Raw genomic sequence first — 21,087 nt, 5'->3', positions numbered from 1 at the left:
CCGACACAGGTCGGGCCGTTGCAGTGCAGATGTCAGAAAGAGCGGGCCGGTAGTGCATCAAACAAGCGCACCACGTTTTCGGTGCGGTCCGCCAGCAGCTCGGCACAGCGCGCCAGGGCTTCCTCCAGCGCCATGGGTCCATCGGCGAGGGCGAGCGCCGCCGTGACGCCCTCTCGGTAGGCCAACTGCCAGCCTTCGCCGAGGCTGCCCGCCAGCACGACGACCGGAACCCCAGCGTCTCGTGCACGGCGAGCAATGCCAATCGGTGTCTTGCCGGACAGGCTCTGTCCATCCAGCCTTCCCTCGCCTGTGATGACCAGGTCGGCGCCTGCCAATCTTTGCCGAAATCCCACCTGGTCCATCACCAGCTCGATACCCGGGCGCAGCTCGGCTCCCAGAAACGCGCGCGCGGCGAAGCCCATCCCACCCGCCGCTCCCGCACCGGGCATTTCGCGGTAATCCTCCCCCAGGGCCTTGACTACCTTGTCGGCGAAGTTCGCCAGCGCAGCTTCCAATCGGGCCACATCCTCCTCATTGGCGCCTTTCTGGGGCCCGAACACGGCTGTGGCCCCTCGCTCGCCGAGAAGGGGGTTATCGACATCCACAGCCGTTTCAACGCTCACGCTGGCCAGGCGCGGATCCAGCCCGTCGAGCTCCACTCGGGCCAGGTCGAGCAACGCCGCTCCGCCGGGCGGCAATGGCTGGCCTCGGTCATCCAGCAGTCTGGCGCCCAGGGCTTGCAGCATACCGGCCCCTGCATCGTTGGTCGCACTACCGCCGAGCATGAGTACCAGGCGCTCGGCGCCTTCGTCGAGGGCGGCAAGCATCAACTCACCCACGCCATGGGTAGAGGTATGCATTGCCGTGCGCTCCGAGGGCGTCAGTCGCTGCAGGCCACTGGCCTCGGCCAGCTCGATATACGCCGTGCGAGTGGCGGCATGCCAACCCCATGCTGCCTGGCAGGCTCGCCCCAAGGCATCCTGTACCATCTGGTAACGCCGCTGTGCCTGCGTCGAGACGATCAGCGCATCGAGCGTTCCTTCCCCACCATCGCCCATGGGGCATTCATCCCACTGCGCCTTTGGCGAGGCACGCTGTATGCCAGTCGCCATGGCGTTGGCGGCCTTACGTGCCGGCAGGGCGTCCTTGTAGCTATCCGGCGCAAGTAGGATATTCACACTGCTGCTCCTCTCAATGTTCCTCGGTGCCGCGCGCCAAACGCTGGGTACTGCTGCGTAGCTTTGGCGTGACGGGCAAAGTGACGTGCTCCGGTATGGTGTCTGTCTGGTGGATTTGTCCCATCAGCAGCTCCGTGGCTTTCATGATCATCTGGTCGACGGGCTGTTGCAGGGTGGTCAGGGAGTGGCTGGGCCAGCTCGCCATCGGCACATCGTCGAAACCGATGACCGAGACGTCATTCGGCACCATCAGGCCGAATTCATGACGCATGGTTTCCATCGCGGCAATCGCCATCACGTCGTTCGCACAGAACAGTGCATCCGGCGGCGATTTCGCGGCAAACAGGCGCCGCGTGGCATCACAGGCATCCGTGTAGCGGTAGTTGCCCACCTCCGACGCGTGGCAGGCTGCACCCATGGTGGCAAGCCCTTCGATAAAGCCGGCATGTCGCTGGTGGTCGGTGGAGGAGTCGGGCAGCCCCGCCAGATAGGCGATGCGGCGATGGCCAAGGGAGGCGAGGTGTTGACCGGCCCAGTACCCGCCGCTGAAGTTGTCGCTGCCGACTTGGCTGATCCCCGCATAGTTCACGGTACGGTTGATGATCACCACGGGTATCCCGAAATCGGCCACTTCCTCTGCCTGGGCGTTGTCGAGGGTGATGGCCAACAACAGTACGCCCTCGACCTGGCTCCTGATGATTTCGTCGATAACGGTGTCGAACCCCCTATCTGAGGGAGCAAAGAACAGCAGCAGGTGATACCCCTGCTGCTGAAAGAACCGTGACGCCTTTTCCAGCATGAAGGCATAGAAAGGGTTGTCGAGGCTGTAAGTCACCACGGCAATGGTGCGACTGGAGCGGGTGATCAGCGAGCGAGCGATCGAGTTGGGGCGGTACCCCAGCTCCCTGGCCGCTGCCATCACCTTCTTGCGTGTCTTCTCCGCCACCTTGGCGTCGGAGGAAAAACTGCGACTTACTGCCGATTGGGACACCCCAGCCAACTTGGCCACATCACGGGAGGTTACGGATTTTCTTTTCATGCATCACTCTCTCAGGAGCCGGGCAGATCACAAGCAGCGGATCACCAGAATCGTAGAGCGTGTCTTGCCCGACCCTGCGCTCATAGCTTCTCCAGAGACTGATACTGATGAATCTTCTTCACGTAGACGGCACTGTTGTCCAGCGCCCCCTGGACTTCTTCATCGGTCAATTCCCTGACCACCTTGGCGGGGCTGCCGACGATAAGTGAACGCGGTGGGAACTTCTTGCCCGAGGTGATCAGGGCACCGGCCCCGATGATGCAGTGTTCGCCAATCTCGGCGCCGTTGAGCAGCGTGGCGTTCATGCCGACCAATACACCGTCGCCGATGCGGCAGCCATGCAACATGGCCAGGTGCCCAACGGTGACCTGACGGCCGATGACGACCGGGTGGCCCGGGTCGGTATGCACCACACAGCCATCCTGCAGGTTGCTGCCGGCGCCCACGGTAATCGGCTCATTATCGCCGCGCAGCACGGCACCCGGCCAAACGGTGACCTCACGGTCCAGGTGGACGTTTCCGATCAGGGTGGCTTCGTTCAACACCATGGCGGAAGGGTCGATCTCGGGGGCATGGCCTTCGAGTCGGTAAAGGGGCATAAGCCAATCTCCTTAGAAGCCGACCTTGTCGGCACCTTTCAGCTGCAGCATGTCGCGCGCTTCATCGGGCGTCGCAATCTCGAAGGAGAGCCCCTCGAGGATCTCACGCACCTTTCTCACCTGGCTGGCATTGCTTTCGGCCAGCTTGCCCGGGGCGAGCCACAAGGAGTCCTCCAGCCCCACGCGAACGTGACCCCCCATGGCCGCCGCCTGAGCGGCAATGCGCATCTGGCTGCTGCCGGCACCCAGCACTGACCACTCATACTCATTGCCGAACAGCCGGTTGGCGGTGCGGCGCATATGCATCACGTCTTCCGGATGCGGGCCGATGCCGCCCAGAATGCCGAACACGCTCTGCACGAAGATGCGTCCCCCCACGATGCCGCGATCCATCACGTTGCGCAGGCTGTAGAGGTGGCCGATATCGTAGCACTCGCACTCGAAGCGTGTGCCGTTCTTGCCGCCTAGCGTCATCGCTGTCTCGATGTCGGCGAAGGTATTCTTGAACACCAGGTCGCGGCTGTTCTCCAGGTGGGCGCGCTCCCACTCGTGCTGGAAGCTGTCGTAGCGATTGAGCATGGGGAATAGACCGAAGTTGATCGAGCCCATGTTCATCGAGGCGAGCTCCGGCTTGAACTCCATGGCGGGGCGCATGCGTTCTTCCACGGTCATGTGCGGGCTGCCACCGGTGGTGAGGTTGATGACCGCGTCGGTGGAAGCCTTGATACGCGGCAGGAAGCGTTCGAAGACGGCGGGGTCCTGCGTGGGCTTGCCGTTCTCGGGGTCCCTGGCGTGAAGGTGAAGAATTGAGGCGCCGGCCTCGGCCGCGGCGATGCCCGCTTCGGCGATCTCCTCCGGGGTGACCGGCAGGTGCGGTGACATGGAAGGGGTATGAATGGCGCCGGTTACGGCGCAGGTAATGATGACCTTGTGTTTGTTCGCCATGGTGTGTGTCTCCTCGTGGTTGGCGGCTGTCAGGAAGCGGAAAGGAGGCGCTGGTGGGCCATCAGCGCCATGAGGCGGCGGTCGCGCCAGGCTTGTCGCTCGGCGAGCCCGTCGCTCGGCAGCTGCTCGCGGCGCGCTTCGCCCAGTGCGGCGAGGTTCGTGGTTTCCCACGGATCGTCACCGCCGCGCTGGCGATCGACGTCGCGGTACAAGGGGCCGTAGCGCTGGCCGTAGTCGACCACCCCGGAGGGCGCATTGAGGTCGATGGTCTCGAAGGGCCCCATGAACGACCAGCGCAGCCCCAATCCATGCTTGACGGTCTTGTCGAGATCCTCGGCGGAGACGTAGCCATCTCGGAACAGGCGCAGCGCCTCGTTGAGCAGGGCGCCCTGCAGGCGGTTGAGGATGAACCCCTGGATCTCCTTGCGCACCAGGATGGGGGCCTGGTTGGCCTGCTCCATCAGGCGCATGGTGCGGTTGACCGCGGCTTGCGATGTGGTGGGCGCGGGGGCGACCTCGACCAGCGGGATCAGGTAGGGCGGGTTCACCGGATGCGCGACCAGGCAGCGCTCCGGGTGGCTCAGGTGGTCGGTGAACTGCGAGGCGGCTATGCCCGAGGTGGAACTGGCCAGCACGGTATCGCTGGCTACCACTGCTTCCAGGTCGGCATAGATGCGCCGCTTGGCCTCGACGTTCTCCGGGCCGCACTCCTGGACGTACTCGACACCTGCCATGGCTTGCGTCAGGTCGCTTTGTGTCTGGATACGTGCCAGTGGGGCGCCCACGTCCTCGATCAGGCCGGCCTGCTGGAGGTCAGTGAGGGATTGGCGGATGGCCTCCCGCGCCTTGTCCAGGGCGCCTGCGTCCACGTCATAGAGAGAAACGGACATGCCGGATCGGGCGAAGACGATGGCCCAGGCACGACCGATCAGGCCGGCGCCCACGATACCTATTCGAGCTGTCATGTAGGGCTCCTTTTGCCGTCACAGGGATTCGACGTTGGCGCAGACGCTCAGCGCCTGGCCCGAGATGTTGGCGCCGCCCGGCGCCGACAGGAAAAGCGCCATGGCCGCGATGTCGGTGGGCTCCACCATGCGGCGCATGGAGATCTTGGAGAGATTTTCCTTCTCCATCTCGGCATAGCTGATGCCCCGTTTGGCGGCACGATCCTCGATGACCTTTTCGATGCGTGGACCGCGCACGATGCCGGGCAGGATGGCATTGACCCGTACCCCCTCGGGGCCGAGTTCGCAGGCCAGGCTCTTGGTCAGTCCGACGACGGCCCATTTGCTGGCGGCATAGGGCGTGCGATAGGCAAAGCCCAGGCGGCCGGCGACCGAGGCCAGGTTGATCAGTAGGCCGTGGCTCTTGCGCAGGAGTGGGGCGGCGCGATGCGCGACGCGGTACTGGCCGTTGAGGTTGATGTCGATGGTGCGGTGCCAGCTTTCGTCATCAATCTCGTCGATGCTCGCGGTGGGGCCGGCAATTCCGGCGTTGTTGACCACCACATCGAGCCCGCCCAGGGCGGCGGCGTCCTGGAACAGCCGCTCGACATCCGCTTCCTGGCTGACATCGGCCTGGGTGTGCGTGATGCCCTCGGGCAGCGCGGCCAAGGCCTGGGCGTCGATATCGCAGACGTGCACCCGCCCCCCTGCTTCCTGGAAGGCCTTGGCAATGGCCAGGCCGATGCCGTTGGCGCCGGCGGTGATCAGGACTCTGAGGCCATGGCGAGGCGCCAGGCTTTCAACGACGTTCATGGGTCTCTCCTAGTCAGGTTGACCTGGGTAGGGCTTACAACGAAGGCAGCCAGGTGGAAAGGAAGGGCAGCAGGCTGATGATCAGCAGGTTGATGAGCACGATGCCGACGAAGGGCATGACGGCCCAGGTGAGCCGGGCAATGCCGATGTTGGTGATCTGGGACGCAACGAACAGGTTGAGGCCGACCGGCGGCGTGAACATGCCCATGGCCAGGTTGACCACCATGATGATGCCGAAGTGAACCGGGTCGAAGCCGAAGCCGATGGCAATAGGCAGCAGGATCGGCACGAAGATCAGGATCGCCGCGGCCGCCTCGATGAACATGCCGGCCACCAGCAGCAGGAGGTTGGCCAGGATAATGAACAACAGCGGGCTGTCGATGGCCGAGATCACGAAATCGGAAATCATGTTTGGCACCCTCAAGCGCTGCAGGATGCGACCGTAGAGCCCTGCGGCGCCGATGATGCTGAGCACCACCGCGGTGGTGACTGCCGATTGCTTGAGGATGCCCACCAGGCTGGCGAGCTTGATTTCTCGGTAGATGACGAAACCGATCAGGAAGGAGTAGGCAACCGCCACCACCGCGGCTTCGGTCGGCGTAAAGATACCGCCATAGATGCCCCCCAGAATGATGATCGGCATCAGGATTGCCAGAATGGCTTTCCGCCCGGCCCGGAGGATGTCCTTGAAGGAGCTCTTTTCGTTGCCTCCCAGGCCGTTGGCCTTGGCGAAGAAGTAGGCGAAGAGCAGCAGCGTCAAGGTGACCAGAACGCCCGGCAGGATGCCGGCGATGAACATGTCGCCCACCGAGACGTTGGCGGCGATGCCATAGAGTATCAGCGGGATGCTGGGAGGAATGATCACGCCGAGGGCGCCGGAGGCGGCCTGGTTGGCGGCGGCGTAGCCGCCGGGGTAGCCCTTGGCCAGCATGGCAGGGATCAGGATGGAGCCGATCGCCGCGGTAGTCGCCGCCCCAGACCCGGAGATGGCGGCGAAAAACAGCGAGGTGACGATGGCGACCATGGCCAGGCCCCCCGTCATGCTGCCGACCAGCGTATTGGAGAAATCGACCAGGCGCTGGGAGATGCCTCCCCCTTGCATCAGGTAGCCTGCCAGGATGAAGAACGGGATCGCCATCAGCGGGAAGGAGTTCACCGAGGCGATGAGCTGCTGGGCGATGACCAGCATCGGCATCAGGTCGCCATGCCATACGGTCACGGCAGAAGCCAGGCCGAGCGAAAAGGCGATGGGGACGCCGATGAGGAACAGGGAAATCAATACCAGGAACAGGAGCAGTGCCATGGTCAGTTCACCTCCTGTTTAGGGCTGTACGGTTTGCCGAGTGCTTCATCGATCAGCAGCCCCACGCTGTTGATCAGAATGACGACGCCACCCACGGGCACCGCAAGGTAGGGCCACATCATGGAAATCCGGGTGCTGGGAGCGGTCTGGCTCGAGACGCGTTCCACGATATCCAGCCCGTACTTGACCATGATGAAAGCGAATAGCGCCGAACACAGGATAATGGCGATCCGCAGCAGGCAGCCCAACGTCTTTCCTGCATATTCCAGCACGATATCCACGGAGATCAGCGCGCCCCTGCGATAGGCGTAACCGGCCCCGATGAAGGTGAGCCAGAGCATGGCAAAGCGGGCAATCTCATCGGAGAAGAACAGAGGTTTTCCTATCACGAATCGGGCAAATACCTGCCAGAAGATGAGCACGGTCATCACCAGCAGGAGTGCGGCCAGCCCCCAGCCAATCAGGCGGTTAAACTGGTCGATGGCCCTATTGGCCAGCAATAGATAGGTCTTCATGGGCGCCTCATGCGTCAGCATGGCGCCCGCAGGGCTTCAGCCTGCGGGCGCCGTGGGGCTCAGTACTCGTAGTTGAGGGCAGCGTCGACAAGGTCCTCGCCGACGGTGGGGGCCCATTCGTCGATGACGGGGCGGACAGCCTCGCGGAACGGTTCGAGATCGGGGTGGGTCACGGTCATGCCCAGTTCCTCGAGTTCACCGAGGTAGCGCTGCTCGAGTTCCTGGCTGGTTTCACGCTGGACGGGCAACGCGATTTGGGCCGCTTCCAGGATGATGGCCTGGTCTTCCTCGCTGAAGGAGTTGAAAAGGTCCAGGCTCATCATCAGGGGCGCCGGAGAGTAGACGTGCTGGGTCATGTTCAGGTAATCCTGAACTTCATAGAAATTGACATCGTAGATGGTCGCCAGAGGGTTCTCCTGGCTATCCATCACGCCCTGCTGAAGCGCAGTGTAGACCTCGGTCCAGGCCATGGGGGTGGCATTGGCACCCAGCGCTTCCCAGGTATCGACCTGCACGCGGCTTTCCTGGGTGCGGTGGTTGATACCTTCCAGGTCGCTGGGATGTTCGAGCGGACGCACCGAGTTGGTGTTGTGGCGGAAGCCGTTCTCCATCCACGCCAGGAACTTGACGTTCATGCCCTCTTCGGCCAGTCGAGCAAGCTCTTCGCCATGCTCGCTATCCAGGAAGGCGTAGGCATGCTCGTGGTTCTCGAAGACATACGGAAGATCGAAGAGCATGAACTCGTCGACGAACCCCCCCATGGGGCCGGTCGAGGTGATGCCGGCGTCGATCATGCCCATCCCCATGCCCTCGACGACCTCTCGCTCGGCCCCAAGGGCATTGTCGTAATGGGGCTCGATAGCCAGACGGCCGCCCGAGAGGCGTTCGAGCTCCTCGCCAAACTTGAGAATGCCTACACCCTGCTGGGATTCGGGGCCCAGCGGGAGGCTGACGTCGATGACACGCTCTGGCTCGGCAAGAGCGGAAGTTGATGTGGCCAGAGCGACGGCGGCTGCCAAGGAGGTGAGGGGTAGGGACTTGGTCTGCAAGCGGTTCATGAAAAAACTCCTGATGAAGCCAGCGTTAGCGCTGGGCGCGTTATCGTTGTGGTCTGTTACCTGAGTCGATGTGGGCTCAACAGCCGGTATCCAACCAAAAGGCCAAGCCCAGGGGTTGTTCTAGGTGATAGCGCATACGTATGCAATGGATGGTAGGTTCATTGCCAAACCTGTTCTTAATAACTATTTGAAATTAAAGTAAATATACTTTAGTAGTAGAGAGTGAATACGTATTCGTTAAACTTTAAGATCGATCTGATGGGCGGGGCTTCACCCGGGGCGGGCGAGCCTGAAGAGGGCCCAGGTGAAGCCAATATGAAAATGGGTCTGGCTGGAAGCTGGTGGGAATCGCCCGGCTGCCTTGGTGGCGGGAGAGGCGGGGCCCTCCTGTCATGGCGGGATGGTCGAAGTCACCCAAGCAGAAACTGCTCTAACGGAACTATGCCAGCTCACCGCTCAACTGCCAGCGCTGCTCTGCCGTCAGCGCAGTGAGTAAAAGAGGTGCCAGACCCACATCACTGCCGGGCGTTATGTCGCCTGCGGCCTGACTGCCAAATAGATATACCGGCTGCAATGAGGGAAGGGTGGCGGGGAGATAGGCCGTTACTGAGGCTTGAGCAGGGCATGGCCCCCTCCCTTTGGGCTTGCAGCATGGCGTTAAGACAGCAGTTTTATTGGCATCTTCGCCCGGGAGGGGACACGCTTCAGTTGGCAGGATTCAGCTCGGTGATCTTGAGCGTGGCCGGCTGCATCTGGTCGCTGCCGTGCACGCCCACCCAGACGTTGTACATGCCGCTGGGCGGGTTCTGGAACATGACCACGGGATCGAGACCGCTGAAGTCGTCGTTGCAGTACCAGCGTCCATCGGGCGCATTGACGACCAGGGTGGTATCGGCGCTGGAAGTGACCGTGATGTAGAGCGGCATGCTGCCGGCGGTGTAGTGCAGGTCGATGTCCGGGGCGCTGGCCATGATGTAGCCGGTGCAGTTCGGGCCCAGTTTGGCACTCACCGGCGTGGAGCCGCCCGCCTGCAGGCTCTGTACCCAGGGGTCGGGGGTGAAGCCGGCGGAAAGGTGGTGGCTGCCGTAGCTGGGCTCGGCGGTCCAGTCCGGCTCCTGCGCCTGGACCGTAGCGAGTGAAAGGGCCGTGCCTACGATCACGGCGCCGCCCACCAGGGGGGCGCGGAAAAGAGCAACTGTGTTCAAGGTGACGTTCCTGCGTGGTTGAGCGCGGGGCTCTTATCGTTGGTATCGTGTGACGCGTAGAATAAGCGCGAAGCTAGTGAATGAGAAGTCGCTGATGCGCACCGCGGGGTCGCCACCTTTAAACGCAACCCACTGGGCCGGTTGAAACACATGCCGAGTGTCGATGTCGTGTTGAAGCTGTCCGCCGAGGCCTGCCTCGCCCATTACCAGGGCAGGGTGGGGCAGGTGCTGGCCATGAGCCTGGATGGCCGGCGCGTGGCGTTCCCTGCCGAGGCGCTGCGCCACGTGGTGAGCCGGGATGGCGTGCATGGCGTCTTTCGCCTCTGCTTCACGCCGGAGGGGCGCTTCCGATCGATCGCACGTCTGGATCGGTTCGCATGATGCATGCGCATTGAAATGGCAATGAAATGGCACGATGTTCGTCGCATATCGAGTCTTTCGGGCTCGTTACCGTGAGCTTGCTCTGATATAACGACGAAGCTGCACAGTTACCCTCCGTTCAGGCAGGCGTGCGGCATCTCCGTTACCGGCCATCAGGAAGTGCGGCCATACGACAAGGCCCTACCATGCTCTTGAGCAAGTCGCGTGAGCCTCGTGAGTTCCATAGCCGGCGCCTGGATGCACTGGCCGAGCCGCCCGAAGTGGGGCATGAGCTGTTCGTCGGCTTGAGCGCCCTGCGCGATACCCTGAGCAGCCGCCACCACTCGCGGGACTTCGCTTTCGCCCATGCGCGCTACCTGCGCAGCCGCGTGCTGGCCCTGGCGCTCATCTTCGCGCTGCTCTCGCCGTTGTGGATCGTGGTGGATGCCCTGGTGCTGCCGAGCGAGCTGCTGTACCTGACCCTGGCGGGAAGGGTGGGGCTGCTGCTGGGGCTGGTGGCCGTGCTGGTGCTGGCTTATTGCAGCCGCGAGCGGATCTGGCGCATCCGCTTCTGCGCCGGCATGCTGCTGGCCCTGCCGGCGGGGTTCTACCTGTTCGTGCTGGTCATGCTGCCGGCGGAGCAGCTACGCAACCTGGTGGGGTATGGGTTCATCCCCTTCCTGCTGGTGGCGGCGCTGAGCGTCTTTCCCTTCACCCTCATCGAATCGCTCGCGGCCGGCCTTGCCATGCTCGGGCTGCTGGCATTCTCGCAGGTGAACGACGGGAGCTGGATGAGCGGCCGCGGGCTGGAGAGCGTCTGGCTGCTCTCCAGCCTGTTGCTGGTGTCGCTGGCGGCCAACCACTTTCAGCTCAGCCTGCTGCTGCGGCTCTATCGCCAGGCCACGCACGACCCGCTGACCGGGCTCTACAACCGCGGTGCGCTGGAGGTACATCTGGAGAAGGTCCAGGCCTGGCAGCGTGACATCGAAGGGCAGGATAGTCTCGGCAGCGTACCCTGTTCGCTCCTGCTGGCGGACCTCGACCATTTCAAGCGTATCAACGACAGCTACGGCCACTCGGCTGGCGATAGCGTGCTGTGCCAGTTTGCCGAGCTGCTGGAGCACCAGACGCGCCGTCACGATTGTGTCGCGCGCTATGGGGGCGAGGAATTCGTCATCATCCTGGTCGGCAGCGGCCAGGCCAGGGCGCTGGAAGTCGCCGAGCGCATTCGGCATGCCGTGGAGGAGACCGAGTTTCACGGCCACGCTGGCGAGCCCATACCCGTCACGACCAGCATCGGCGTGACCCGCCTGGCGCAGGACGAGCCGGCGCAGGAGGCACTCAAGCGGGCCGACGAAGCGCTCTACCGGGCCAAGCGGGAGGGGCGTAACCAGGTGGTGGCCGCGCTGGACCCAAGCGACGCTTGAGCCCGCAGGTCCATGAGTTCAGTGGCAGGCCATGGCCGGCCCCTGCACGGCGATCCTGTGGCCACGCCTGGCGATCTGCACGACCCTCGCCGAACTCCTCAAGTCTTCCGGCTCGCTGCCGATAACCCTCTCAGGGAAATTAGCGAGTGGGGACCGAATGCCCAACAATTCTCAGCAAGTGGCGCTCCATGCCTGGCTGGTGCTGGTGCCGGTGTTGCTGCTGGTCATGGGCATCGTCAACGGCCTGGCCACTTGGCAGCTCCCGGTCGAGTGGCAGCCGCCCGGCATCAGCCTGCCCATCATGGTGCTGGTTGGCGGAGGGCTGTTGGCGACGCTTGTGAGCAGGGTGCCGTTGGCCCAGCTCTGTGGGGCACTGCTGCTGCCGATCGGCCTTTATGCGCCGCTGCTGGCATGGCTGGCTTCCGCGTTTGGCGAGGCGTTCACGTTCGGGCAGCCACCGCTGACGCCGATGACCAGCGTCGCGGTGCTGATCGTTGCCGCCTGCCTGATGGCGGGCAATCGCTCGGTGCGCGCCCGCTTGTCCTGGTGGCTTGGAGGGGCTGGCCTGTGCCTGGTGGGGGGAGTGAGCGTAGTGGCGGGGCTGCGGCCCGACCTGCTGGACATCGGCCCCTGGGATAGCGCCTTCGCAACGCCTTTCATCGCCTTGCCCGCGCTGCTGAGCGGTACGGCCATGATGCTGATGGCACGGCACCCGAGCGTGGTGCTCACGCTGAATCGCGGGATGATCCTGGCCTTGACTGGCGGAGTGCTGGCCAGCGGCATTGCCTGGTATGCGCTTACCATGCAGCAGTACGATGCCAGGCAGCAGCACGCCGCGGAGCTGTTCTTCACCTTCAAGGTCAGCGCCGAGCGTGTGGTGGACAACAAGCAGCGCGAGATCCAGCGCATGGCGGAGCGCTGGGTCGAGTTTGGCGGCCTGCCGCCCCGGCGATATCGGGAAGTGGAGGTCGATGGCTACTTTCGCGACATGCCGAGCCTGGTGGCGCTCCACTGGCAGTCCGGGCTCGACGAGCAGCTTCGCTGGGGGCGGGAAAAAGGCGATTTTCGACTCGCCGGCTGGGTGACGAAACACGATTGGCTGCTGGACTGGCTGGCGGTGGGTGGCCCCTACCCACGCTGGGTGCTGCCGGACGAAGCGCACCCCGAGCTTGCCCTGGTCTCCGTACCGCTGTCGCCTCCCGCCCATGGCAAGCTGATCGCCGTGCTCGATCTCACGCGCCTGTTTCGCGAAGAGGTGAATACGCTGGTCACCCCACTGCGCCTCTCGTTGCAGAGTGATGAGAGCCTGTTGCCGATCAACCACCGCCAGGATATCGAGGGGGTGGAGCTCAGACGTGGCCTGGTGATGCTGCCGGGCGGCGCGGCCATGAAGATGCGCATCCACGATGCCGGTCCGCAGAGGGCCAGCCTGACGGGGCTGATGCCGTTGGGCGTCGCCGTGGGCGGGTTGGTCATGAGCTATCTGTTGGCCTTCAGTCTCGGCATGGCCGGCCTGGGCCGGCGCCGTTCGCTGGCCCTGGCGCGCACCCAGCGTCACCTGAGGGCACAGCAGCGCGTACAGACACTGATTGCGCGGGACCAGCCTCTGGAGGATACGCTGAAGGCGATCTGCCGGATCGTCGAGGCCCAGGTGCCGGGTGGCATCGCGTCGATCATGCTCTGCGACGAGGCGCAGCAACGGCTGGAGCGACTGTACAGCGTCAGCCTGCCGCAAGCCTACTGCGAGGCGATCGGGGAGGTGACGATAGGCCCTGACAACGGTGCCTGCGGCCGTGCGGCATACCTTCGTGACTTCGTGATATGCGCCGACCTGGCCAACGATCCGCGCTGGGTCGGTTACCATGCGCTGACGGCTCGCCATGGCCTGAGGGCCTGCTGGTCCTATCCGGTGGTCGGCAGCAACCAGCAGCTGTTGGGCACCTTCGCCATTTACTATCAGCGGCCGGGCGAGCCTGCGCGGAGCGACCGCCGGCGTGTGATCGAGGCGGCCGAACTGGTCTCGCTGGCGGTGGAGCGCGAGCGTAACCGTCGAGCGCTGAAAGAGAACGAGCAGCGCTACCGTTCGATGTTCACCTACCATCCCGACGCGGTTTTCTCGCTCGACCTGGAGGGGCATTTCACCACGGCCAATGCGGCCTGCAGCAGCGTGACAGGCTACGCCCTGAAGCAACTGATCGGCTTGCATTTCTCGAAGCTGGTGGAGTCGGACGACCGTGAGCGTGTCGCTGCCCTCTATCGCGATGCCGACAAGGGCGAGGCATTCCGCTATACGGTCACCATCGCGCATCGCGAGGCGCGCAGCGTCTATCTGGACGTGACCAACCTTCCCATCGTGGTCAACGACCGCATCATCGGCTTTTACGGCATTGCCAAGGACATGACGGAGCGGCACCGCCGCGAGACGGAGCTCCGCATCCTGCAGCGCAGCGTCGAGGCCAGCATCAACGGCATCATCATCAGCGACGCCCGGCAGCCCAATAATCCCATCATCTACGTCAACGAGGCGTTCGAGCGTATCACCGGCTACCGCCGCGACGAGGTGTTGGGGCGCAACGGGCGCTTCTTGCAGGGCAACGATACCGATACCCAGGCCATGGCGCAGTTGAGGCAGGCTATTGCCGAACAGCGCGAAATCAACGTCACGCTGTGCAACTACCGCAAGGATGGCACACCGTTCTGGAACAATCTCTACCTGGCGCCGGTGCGGGACGACGAGGGCGTCGTGACGCATTTCATCGGCATCCAGCACGACATTTCCGAGCGCAAGTCCTACGAGGCGAAGCTTTCCTATCACGCCAGTCACGATGCGCTGACGGGGCTGGCCAACCGCTCGCTGTTCGAGGATCACCTGATGCACGATGTGCTGCTCGCCCAGCGGCACGGGTGTCACCTGGCGGTACTGTTCCTCGACCTGGATGATTTCAAGCCGATCAACGACAGCCTCGGCCACGAAGTGGGCGACCAGGTCTTGATCCAGGCCGCCCAGCGCCTGGCGGATGAGCTCGACCCGGGCGATACGCTGGCCCGCTTCGGCAGCGATGAGTTCGTCATCCTGCTGCCCGAGCTGGAGCGCGAAGAGGATGCCATCCGCCTGGTCGAGAGGCTGCTTCCCTGTATCGGACGCCCGTATCGGGTTGGCGAGCACGAACTCTACATCGGCGCCAGCGTGGGCATCGCCTTCCTTCGCAAGGAGCTGGAAAATCCCGTCGAGCTGATCCAGCAGGCCGACATGGCGATGTACCGAGCCAAGCAGAAGGGGCGCAACGCCTGGGAGTGTTTCACCAGCGATATCAATGACGAAGTGAGCGAGCGCATGGCGCTGCGCAACGACTTGCAGGAAGCGATCGAGGCCGAGAACTTCGAACTGCACTACCAGCCCCTGCTCGCCGCACAGGGCGGGCAGGTGGTCGGCTTCGAGGCGCTGGTACGCTGGAAGCATCCGGTCAAGGGGTACCTTTCGCCGGGGCTGTTCATTCCGCTGGCCGAGGACACCGGCCAGATCGGGCCGATCAGCGAATGGGTGCTGCGCCAGGCGTGCCGTGACATGTGTCGGTTGGCCGCCAAGGGGTACGGCCGCTATCGCGTCTCGGTCAACCTCTCACCGCTGCAGTTCCGCCGCGCCAATTTCCTGAGCAACCTGCAGCAGGCGCTGCTGGAAACCGGCCTGTCGCCGGACTGCCTCGAGCTTGAGCTCACCGAGGGCATCCTGATGAGCGATACCGCGGCGGCCGTCGAGACGCTGCATCGTCTGCGTGACATGGGAGTGGAGGTGTCCATCGATGACTTCGGCACCGGCTTCTCGAGCTTGAGCTACTTGAAGCAGCTGCCCATCGGTAAGATCAAGATCGACCGCAGCTTCGTTCGTGACGTCACCGTCAATCGCCACGACAGCGCCATCGTGCAGGGTATCATCTCCATGGCCCATCACCTGGGGCTGCTGGTAGTGGCCGAAGGCATCGAGGAAGCGGCGCAGCGCGACTTCCTGGCGGCGCACGGCTGCGACGTCTTCCAGGGCTTCTTCTTTGCCCGCCCGATGCCTCTCGAAAAGCTTAAGGCCTACTTGACGCAACGAGGCGCGGTGCCCGGACAAGGTGACAGCCTGTCGATACCGCTCGACGGTGAGGCGCTCACGGCCGGGGCCCAGTCGTGGCCAGACGATAACCACTAAACCATTACCGAAGGGGCGGGATAGCGAGGATGGCGCAGGTTCAGGACGAATTTCTTCGAGTGGGGAGCCCGAGCGAGATCGAGGCGCTGCTGGAGCGGTTGATCCAGCCCGGCGGAGCTTCACTGCTGCTTGACAAGCCCGACAGCACGCCCATGCCGGTGGTAGTGATGGAGCAGGCGGCGCCGCAATCCCTTCTGCTCGATATCACCGCCGTTCGCGAAATCGTGGGTGAGCTCAAGCGTGGGGTCGGCTTTCGCCTGCTGGGGCAGGTGCAGGGCAAGATGATCCGCACGCCGGCGCTCAAGTCGCGGCAGGTCGAGACGGCGGGGGGGCGAGTGCAGTGTCATTGCGAATATCCTCACTATCTCGAAGAACTGCAGCGGCGCGAGTCCTTTCGTGCCCGCCTGCGACTGGGCATGGAAGTCGGCGCCATCGTGCGCGGTGCCGAGGGCGAGACCGCAGTGCAAGGGGACCTCAAGGATCTCTCCCAGCAGGGCTGTCAGTTGGAACTGCCCGCCTCGGCCGCTGCGCTGCTGGCCGAGGCCGTGCTGGTCGAGGTAGAGCTTTGCTTTCCCAACGATACGCGCTTCACGGTACAGGCGGTGCCGCGCCACACGGTGGCGGATAGCGATCGCCAGACCCTGAGAGTAGGGTTCCAGTTCGAGAAGTGTACCGCCGAGCAGGAGCGCAAGCTGTGGTTCTTCGTTCGCGAGATCGAGCGCGAGTCGTCGCGTTACGGCGATGATGCCGATGTCGGCCGCCTGCCCTCGATGCTGTTTCAGAGCCAGTCGGCAGGCGCCTCGGCCCCGGTCGGCAGGCGCAACCTGCAGGCCTACCCGACACCGATGGCGCGTCGGCTGGCACGGGTGGCAGGCTACCTCGATGCCCAACTGCTCGAGCTGCAGCAGGGTGACGAGATCGACTCGGTTCAACTCTCGCGCCATGCCGACATGCTGCTCCAACTGGCCGAGGAGGACATCGAGGCGCTGCTGTTCGCCACTCGTTGCCTGGGGCAGGAGCCACTACTGGTCCGCCATGGGCTTGGGGTTGCCGTACATGTGCTGGCCCTGGCTAACAGCGGCTCGGTGCCGCGGGACGTACGCAAGGCGCTGGCTGCCAGCGCCATGGTGCATGACCTGGGCAAGGGGCTGCTGCCCCCCGGCTTGCTGGCCGCCGAATCGCTGGGGCCAGAAGCGCGGGCTCGCCTCCACGAGCACGTGATGCTGCTGAAGCAGCGGCTGGGCAGTTGCCAATGGCTGGCGGCGGGGGTCGTGAGTGCGGTCGTGGGTGGCATCAACGAACGCCTCGATGGCAGCGGTTACCCGGCGGGGGCAACGAGCGAAGGCTTGCCCGAGCTGGCCCGCATGAGTGCGGTGGTGGACGTGGTGGATGCCATGCGGCGCGACCGCTCCGACCGCCCCGCCTGGCGCATCGACGCGGTATACCGGCATCTGCTCAAGTCACCCGGCCAGTTCGACCCGCGCTGGGTGAAGCGATACGTGCAGCGCTTCGGGCTGCGCCCGGTGGGCTCGCTGGTGCGTTTCTCCGGCGGCGCGTTGGCCTGGGTGCAGCGGCTCGACCAGCAGGGCAAGCCCTTCCAGGTACAGCTGACCGAGCAGGTGGCTCCGCCTGGAGACGCGCTCGGGGAAGTACTGCGCGGGGATGTCACGTCGCGCCTGGGAGAAATGGTCGAAGAGGTGCCCGTCTCGACGTGAGTGCTCCGATGCGTGGCTAAAGTCGACGCGCTTCGCGCCGATAACAGGAAATAACCCCAAGGTCGCGGGCTTTTCACAGGAACCGTTGGCGCGAAGCCTGCCAAACTATCCGTAAAATGCCATATCGCCATCGTGACCGTTTCGCCGCCACGATTTTTCGGAGAACGACCCATGAGTACCATGCGAGGAGCTGCCGCTTACGGACGAGGTGCCGGTGCCTATGCCAGGGTTGGCGTCGAGAGCGCCGTGATGTCCGCCTCGCCGCATCAACTGATCGTGATGCTGTTCGACGGTGCCCTGAGCGCCATCCGCGCGGCGCGCATCCACATGCAGGCGGGCAATACCGTGGAGAAGGGCAAGGCCATCTCCAAGGCGCTCGACATCGTCAATAATGGGCTGCTGGCAGCGCTGGACATTGAAAAAGGGGGCGAGATTGCCGATCGGCTGGGCTCGCTTTACGACTACGTCGGTCGGCTGCTGCTGGCGGCCAACCTGCACAGTGATCAGGAGAGCCTCGACCAGGCCGAGAAGCTGCTGGACGATATTGCCTCGGCGTGGCGGGAGATCGGTAGCGCAGGAGCGCAAGGCTGAGATGGCGATGTCGACCACTCGTGCCGTACTCGACGGCTATACCCGACTCAGGCAACAGGTTGCCGTCATGCTCGAACTGGCACGCGCCGGAGAGTGGGATGCGCTCATCGAGCGTCAATCCGGCTATCTGCAGCTCGTCGATCGGGTCCGCCAGCTCGACAAGGACGCCAGGCTCGATCACGAAGGTCTGCAGTGCAAGGCCGAACTGCTCGAGGCCATTCTGGCCGATGACCTGGCGATCCGTGAGCAGCTGATGGCGCGCCGCAGCGAGCTCGGGCAGCTCATGGATACCAGCCGGCGCCAGCGTGACTTGCATCGCAGTTACGGCAAGCAGGCGGCCTCCGTGATCGATGCTGCCGGCAAGTTCGGCCCGGAGACGTCGTGAGTGGCATCACGCCACTGCTCGATACGCTGCTTCATCAGGTGCTGGGCAAGCGTATCGATACCGCCCCGCCGCGGGAGTTGACCGAGCCGGTCAGACCGGTCGACCCCGGCGAAGGGCCCAGGGCGCTGCACAGCGATTCCCGCCTGGAGGGGCGCCGCCCCGGCATGGCGCCGCTGCAGGGCACCGCAACCCCCAATCAACGTGGCGAAGTGCCGGTATCGCGCAGCGACCCGGCGCCGTCTCCCGCATCCTTTCAGACCCATTTCAGCCCCTCGGCGCGTACCATTGCCGACCTGCTGGTACGCTTCCCGGCCCCGCCGTCGGTACTCAGTCCGAACTCTCCGCTGATGACCTCGGGCGAAGCCCCCAGCGCTTCTATCCTGGCCGAACGGCTGCAAACCGGCGTGCGCGACAGCGGACTGTTCTACGAGGCGCATCTTTCCCGCTGGTACCGCGGCGAGATGAGTCGCCAGCAGCTGGAACGTGAACCCCAGATGCTGCGCACGCTGCGCTTCACGCCGGCGGCACCGGCTAACGCTCCCGCCCCGGCGCCGGTGGCCGGTGCCGGGGCGCCGGCTACGGGGCAGCCCGGCTTGCTTCAGCCCGCGCCACCAGCCCCTGGACAGGCCTTGCCGGGGCAGGCGCCATCCGCAGCCAGCGCCTATGTCGCCACCGAGTCGCTGTATCCGGCAGCGGCGCGTGGCGAGAGGGCCGGGGGCGAGATGCCGGCACCGTCTCAAGCCCCGGCGCGCGACACCCCGGCGCCGGCGGCGTCACGGGTGGCAGGGGCGGAGCTGGCCGGGCAGGCGGAGGGCGAGCCGCCGGCTCGTGCCCGGGCCACGGGAGGGGAGCCGGTCCACGAAAGCCTCCAGGGGCTGGTCCGGCATCAGCTCGAGATGCTGGTCACACCCGTCTTGCGCTGGGAAGGGGACGTCTGGTCCGGTATCTTCATGGCCTTGATGATCCAACTGCCTGCCGGTGCCCGGCATGAGCATGAGGGCACCGAACAGGGTCAGGGTGAGGGGCAGCAGGAGGCCTGGCACTCCGAGCTCCAGCTCACGGTGCCAAGCCTGGGCGAGATTCGGGTGGCACTGTGGCTGCAGGAGACACACCTTCGCCTTCAACTGCTGGCCAGGGAGGAGGGTAGCCTGTCGGTTCTGAAGAGGGGGCTGCCGCAGCTGGAGCAGCGGCTTGAGGAGGCGGGGCTGTCGCCGGTGCTGATCGATGCCGGCCCCTGGGAGGGGGGAGCAATGGACGGGGGAGGAGCCGATGACGGAGCCGAAGCCTGAGCGGCGACGCCAGGCGGTCGCGCTGGCCTACCGCGAGGGTGATGATGCCCCGCGAGTGCTGGCCAAGGGCTATGGCGACATGGCCGAACGGATTCTGGCCGAGGCTAGACGGCAGGGTATCTACGTTCACGATGCCCCCGAGCTGGTGGCGCTGCTGATGGGGCTGGATCTGGACGAGCGCATCCCTCCGATGCTGTACCAGGTGATCGCCGAATTGCTCGTATGGGTGTATGAGCTTGCGGAAGCGCAAGAGCAGCGTTGAAACGGACAGCCTGTTTTTTGTAAAAAATTGTAAGCGAATGCGCTTTCTTCTGGATTTGTCAAGCCTTTAATGTGTCTTTTTTTATGTTGCGGCACAAGGCGTTAACAATTTAATCCTTGAGGCTTAGTCGCTTCATCTTTTCGACTGAGGATATGTTGCGTTGAGAAAGGTTGGCAGGTATTAAAACAGTGGTCACAATGCCTGTGTGAGATATGTCCTTATCAGGTGCTGCCTGGTCATGTCGTTGATCCATCCGACGTATCTCCAGGCCGTAGTCCTGAATAAGTGCTTTACAAGAAAACAAAGGACACGCGAATCAACAGCGTGCAGGGAAACTGAATGATGAACACGAATCACCTGGATGAGATCCAGGAGCTCAACCTCGCCTATCTGCTGCTGGCACAGCGCCTGCTCAACGACGACCGCGCGGCGGCCATGTTTCGTCTCAAGATCGATGACGAGACTGCCGATCTGCTCGTGTCGCTCGGTGCCGCCCAGTTGACTCGCCTGGCTCGCACCAACCAGCTGCTTTGCCACTTCGGTTTCGATGGCGCCGAGCAGCTGCGTCAAGTGATCGATAACCCCCGTGACAATGGATTGTCGCAGTTCCATGCCTCGCTGCTCATGGCGGGTCGTGGTACCGCATCCCTGTCGCGGGGGGTGTGAGCGATGTCGCAGAAAAGCCTCGTCGAGGAGATGCAGCAGGTTCAGCTCGCCATCGAGCTGATCGAACTGGGGGCTCGTCTCCAGGTGCTGGAAACCGAGACCGACCTGAGTCGTGCCCGCCTGATTCGCCTGTTCAAGGAAGTGCGCGGCATGTCGCCGCCCAAGGGCATGCTGCCCTTTTCCACCGACTGGTTCATCACCTGGCTGCCGAACGTACACGCCTCGCTGTTCTTCAACATCTATCGCAGCCTGGTCGAGGAGCAGAAGTGCGAGCGGATGCAGGCCTTCGTTACCGCCTACCGGCTCTACGGCGAGCAGGTCAGCATCGATCAGGCCGAGCCGGTGCTGGGCCTGACCCGCGCCTGGACCCTGGTCAGGTTCTTCGAGAGCGAACTCCTGCAGCTGTCGACCTGCACCCACTGCAGTGGCCGCTTCGTCGCCCATGCCCACACGCCGGACCATGACTATGTCTGCGGTATCTGCATGCCGCCTTCGCGCGCCGGCAAGACGCGCAAGCGCCGTGAGCGCGAGGCGGAGCAGGCCGTCGGTCGTGAGGTTTCGCTCAAGCGCGTCGGTTGACGTTGCTGTGACCGGCACGCCTGCG

Annotated in this window: 20 protein-coding genes; 10 read left to right on the top strand and 10 right to left on the bottom strand. The window is 64.0% G+C overall.

All coding sequences use genetic code 11. The annotated features are described in order from the left end of the window. Positions 1 to 32: 32 nt before the first annotated feature. The 10 genes from I4484_RS12420 to I4484_RS12375 form a co-directional block, all read right to left on the bottom strand. Entirely contained in the window at positions 33 to 1,178 is a 1,146-nt protein-coding gene (locus I4484_RS12420; protein ID WP_197447602.1) for a glycerate kinase, read from the bottom strand. 13 nt (positions 1,179 to 1,191) lie between these two features. After that, the gene (locus tag I4484_RS12415; RefSeq protein WP_197447601.1) at positions 1,192 to 2,217 is read right to left on the bottom strand and encodes a LacI family DNA-binding transcriptional regulator; all 1,026 of its coding nucleotides are present in this window, start codon (positions 2,215 to 2,217) and stop codon (positions 1,192 to 1,194) included. 80 nt (positions 2,218 to 2,297) lie between these two features. Further along, positions 2,298 to 2,816 carry a gamma carbonic anhydrase family protein gene (locus I4484_RS12410; RefSeq protein WP_197447600.1) on the bottom strand — a complete coding sequence of 173 codons (519 nt, stop codon included), beginning with the start codon at positions 2,814 to 2,816 and terminating at the stop codon, positions 2,298 to 2,300. A gap of 12 nt (positions 2,817 to 2,828) precedes the next feature. Next, positions 2,829 to 3,761, bottom strand: a complete 933-nt coding sequence (locus I4484_RS12405) for a 3-keto-5-aminohexanoate cleavage protein (RefSeq protein ID WP_197447599.1) — start codon at positions 3,759 to 3,761, stop codon at positions 2,829 to 2,831. A gap of 29 nt (positions 3,762 to 3,790) precedes the next feature. Further along, on the bottom strand, positions 3,791 to 4,726 hold the full coding sequence (locus I4484_RS12400) for a 3-hydroxyacyl-CoA dehydrogenase (RefSeq protein ID WP_197447598.1): 936 nt from the start codon (positions 4,724 to 4,726) through the stop codon (positions 3,791 to 3,793). Positions 4,727 to 4,744: 18 nt separating this feature from the next. After that, the gene (locus I4484_RS12395) at positions 4,745 to 5,518 is read right to left on the bottom strand and encodes an SDR family oxidoreductase (protein WP_197447597.1); all 774 of its coding nucleotides are present in this window, start codon (positions 5,516 to 5,518) and stop codon (positions 4,745 to 4,747) included. Positions 5,519 to 5,552: 34 nt separating this feature from the next. Next, positions 5,553 to 6,821, bottom strand: a complete 1,269-nt coding sequence (locus I4484_RS12390) for a TRAP transporter large permease (protein WP_197447596.1) — start codon at positions 6,819 to 6,821, stop codon at positions 5,553 to 5,555. 2 nt (positions 6,822 to 6,823) lie between these two features. Beyond that, positions 6,824 to 7,336 (bottom strand): TRAP transporter small permease, encoded by a 513-nt coding sequence (locus I4484_RS12385; RefSeq protein ID WP_197447595.1) that lies wholly within the window; start codon positions 7,334 to 7,336, stop codon positions 6,824 to 6,826. A 59-nt stretch (positions 7,337 to 7,395) separates the two neighbouring features. Beyond that, positions 7,396 to 8,394 carry a TRAP transporter substrate-binding protein gene (locus I4484_RS12380; RefSeq protein WP_197447594.1) on the bottom strand — a complete coding sequence of 333 codons (999 nt, stop codon included), beginning with the start codon at positions 8,392 to 8,394 and terminating at the stop codon, positions 7,396 to 7,398. 704 nt (positions 8,395 to 9,098) lie between these two features. Beyond that, entirely contained in the window at positions 9,099 to 9,599 is a 501-nt protein-coding gene (locus I4484_RS12375) for a hypothetical protein (protein ID WP_197447593.1), read from the bottom strand. 150 nt (positions 9,600 to 9,749) lie between these two features. On the opposite strand from I4484_RS12375, the gene I4484_RS12370 reads away from it, so the two are divergent. The 10 genes from I4484_RS12370 to flhC all read left to right on the top strand — a co-directional run bounded on the left by I4484_RS12370 (position 9,750) and on the right by flhC (position 21,062). Further along, positions 9,750 to 9,980 (top strand): DUF2835 domain-containing protein, encoded by a 231-nt coding sequence (locus tag I4484_RS12370; protein ID WP_197447592.1) that lies wholly within the window; start codon positions 9,750 to 9,752, stop codon positions 9,978 to 9,980. A 185-nt stretch (positions 9,981 to 10,165) separates the two neighbouring features. After that, positions 10,166 to 11,386: a diguanylate cyclase gene (locus tag I4484_RS12365; RefSeq protein ID WP_197447591.1), complete on the top strand. Its 1,221-nt coding sequence runs from the start codon at positions 10,166 to 10,168 to the stop codon at positions 11,384 to 11,386. Positions 11,387 to 11,543: 157 nt separating this feature from the next. Next, a complete protein-coding gene (locus I4484_RS12360; RefSeq protein ID WP_234283463.1) occupies positions 11,544 to 15,575 on the top strand; it encodes an EAL domain-containing protein in 4,032 nt (1,343 codons plus the stop codon). A gap of 29 nt (positions 15,576 to 15,604) precedes the next feature. Next, entirely contained in the window at positions 15,605 to 17,290 is a 1,686-nt protein-coding gene (locus tag I4484_RS12355) for an HD domain-containing phosphohydrolase (RefSeq protein WP_197447590.1), read from the top strand. A 171-nt stretch (positions 17,291 to 17,461) separates the two neighbouring features. Next, positions 17,462 to 17,881, top strand: coding sequence for a flagellar export chaperone FliS (gene fliS, locus I4484_RS12350; protein ID WP_197447589.1), 420 nt, complete (start codon positions 17,462 to 17,464; stop codon positions 17,879 to 17,881). Between the two features lie 7 nt (positions 17,882 to 17,888). Continuing rightward, entirely contained in the window at positions 17,889 to 18,266 is a 378-nt protein-coding gene (locus I4484_RS12345; protein ID WP_234283464.1) for a flagellar protein FliT, read from the top strand. After that, on the top strand, positions 18,263 to 19,555 hold the full coding sequence (locus I4484_RS12340; RefSeq protein ID WP_197447587.1) for a flagellar hook-length control protein FliK: 1,293 nt from the start codon (positions 18,263 to 18,265) through the stop codon (positions 19,553 to 19,555). The genes I4484_RS12345 and I4484_RS12340 overlap by 4 nt, the downstream gene beginning before the upstream one ends. Next, a complete protein-coding gene (locus I4484_RS12335) occupies positions 19,536 to 19,817 on the top strand; it encodes an EscU/YscU/HrcU family type III secretion system export apparatus switch protein (RefSeq protein ID WP_197447586.1) in 282 nt (93 codons plus the stop codon). The genes I4484_RS12340 and I4484_RS12335 overlap by 20 nt, the downstream gene beginning before the upstream one ends. Positions 19,818 to 20,156: 339 nt before the next feature. After that, positions 20,157 to 20,483: a flagellar transcriptional regulator FlhD gene (gene flhD, locus I4484_RS12330; protein WP_197447585.1), complete on the top strand. Its 327-nt coding sequence runs from the start codon at positions 20,157 to 20,159 to the stop codon at positions 20,481 to 20,483. A gap of 3 nt (positions 20,484 to 20,486) precedes the next feature. Next, entirely contained in the window at positions 20,487 to 21,062 is a 576-nt protein-coding gene (flhC, locus tag I4484_RS12325) for a flagellar transcriptional regulator FlhC (RefSeq protein ID WP_197447584.1), read from the top strand. Positions 21,063 to 21,087: the final 25 nt, after the last annotated feature.

Origin of the sequence: Halomonas sp. SS10-MC5 (genome assembly GCF_015992245.1) — a bacterium.
Lineage (GTDB): Bacteria > Pseudomonadota > Gammaproteobacteria > Pseudomonadales > Halomonadaceae > Halomonas > Halomonas sulfidoxydans.
This window is presented reverse-complemented; position numbering and strand designations above follow the sequence as displayed.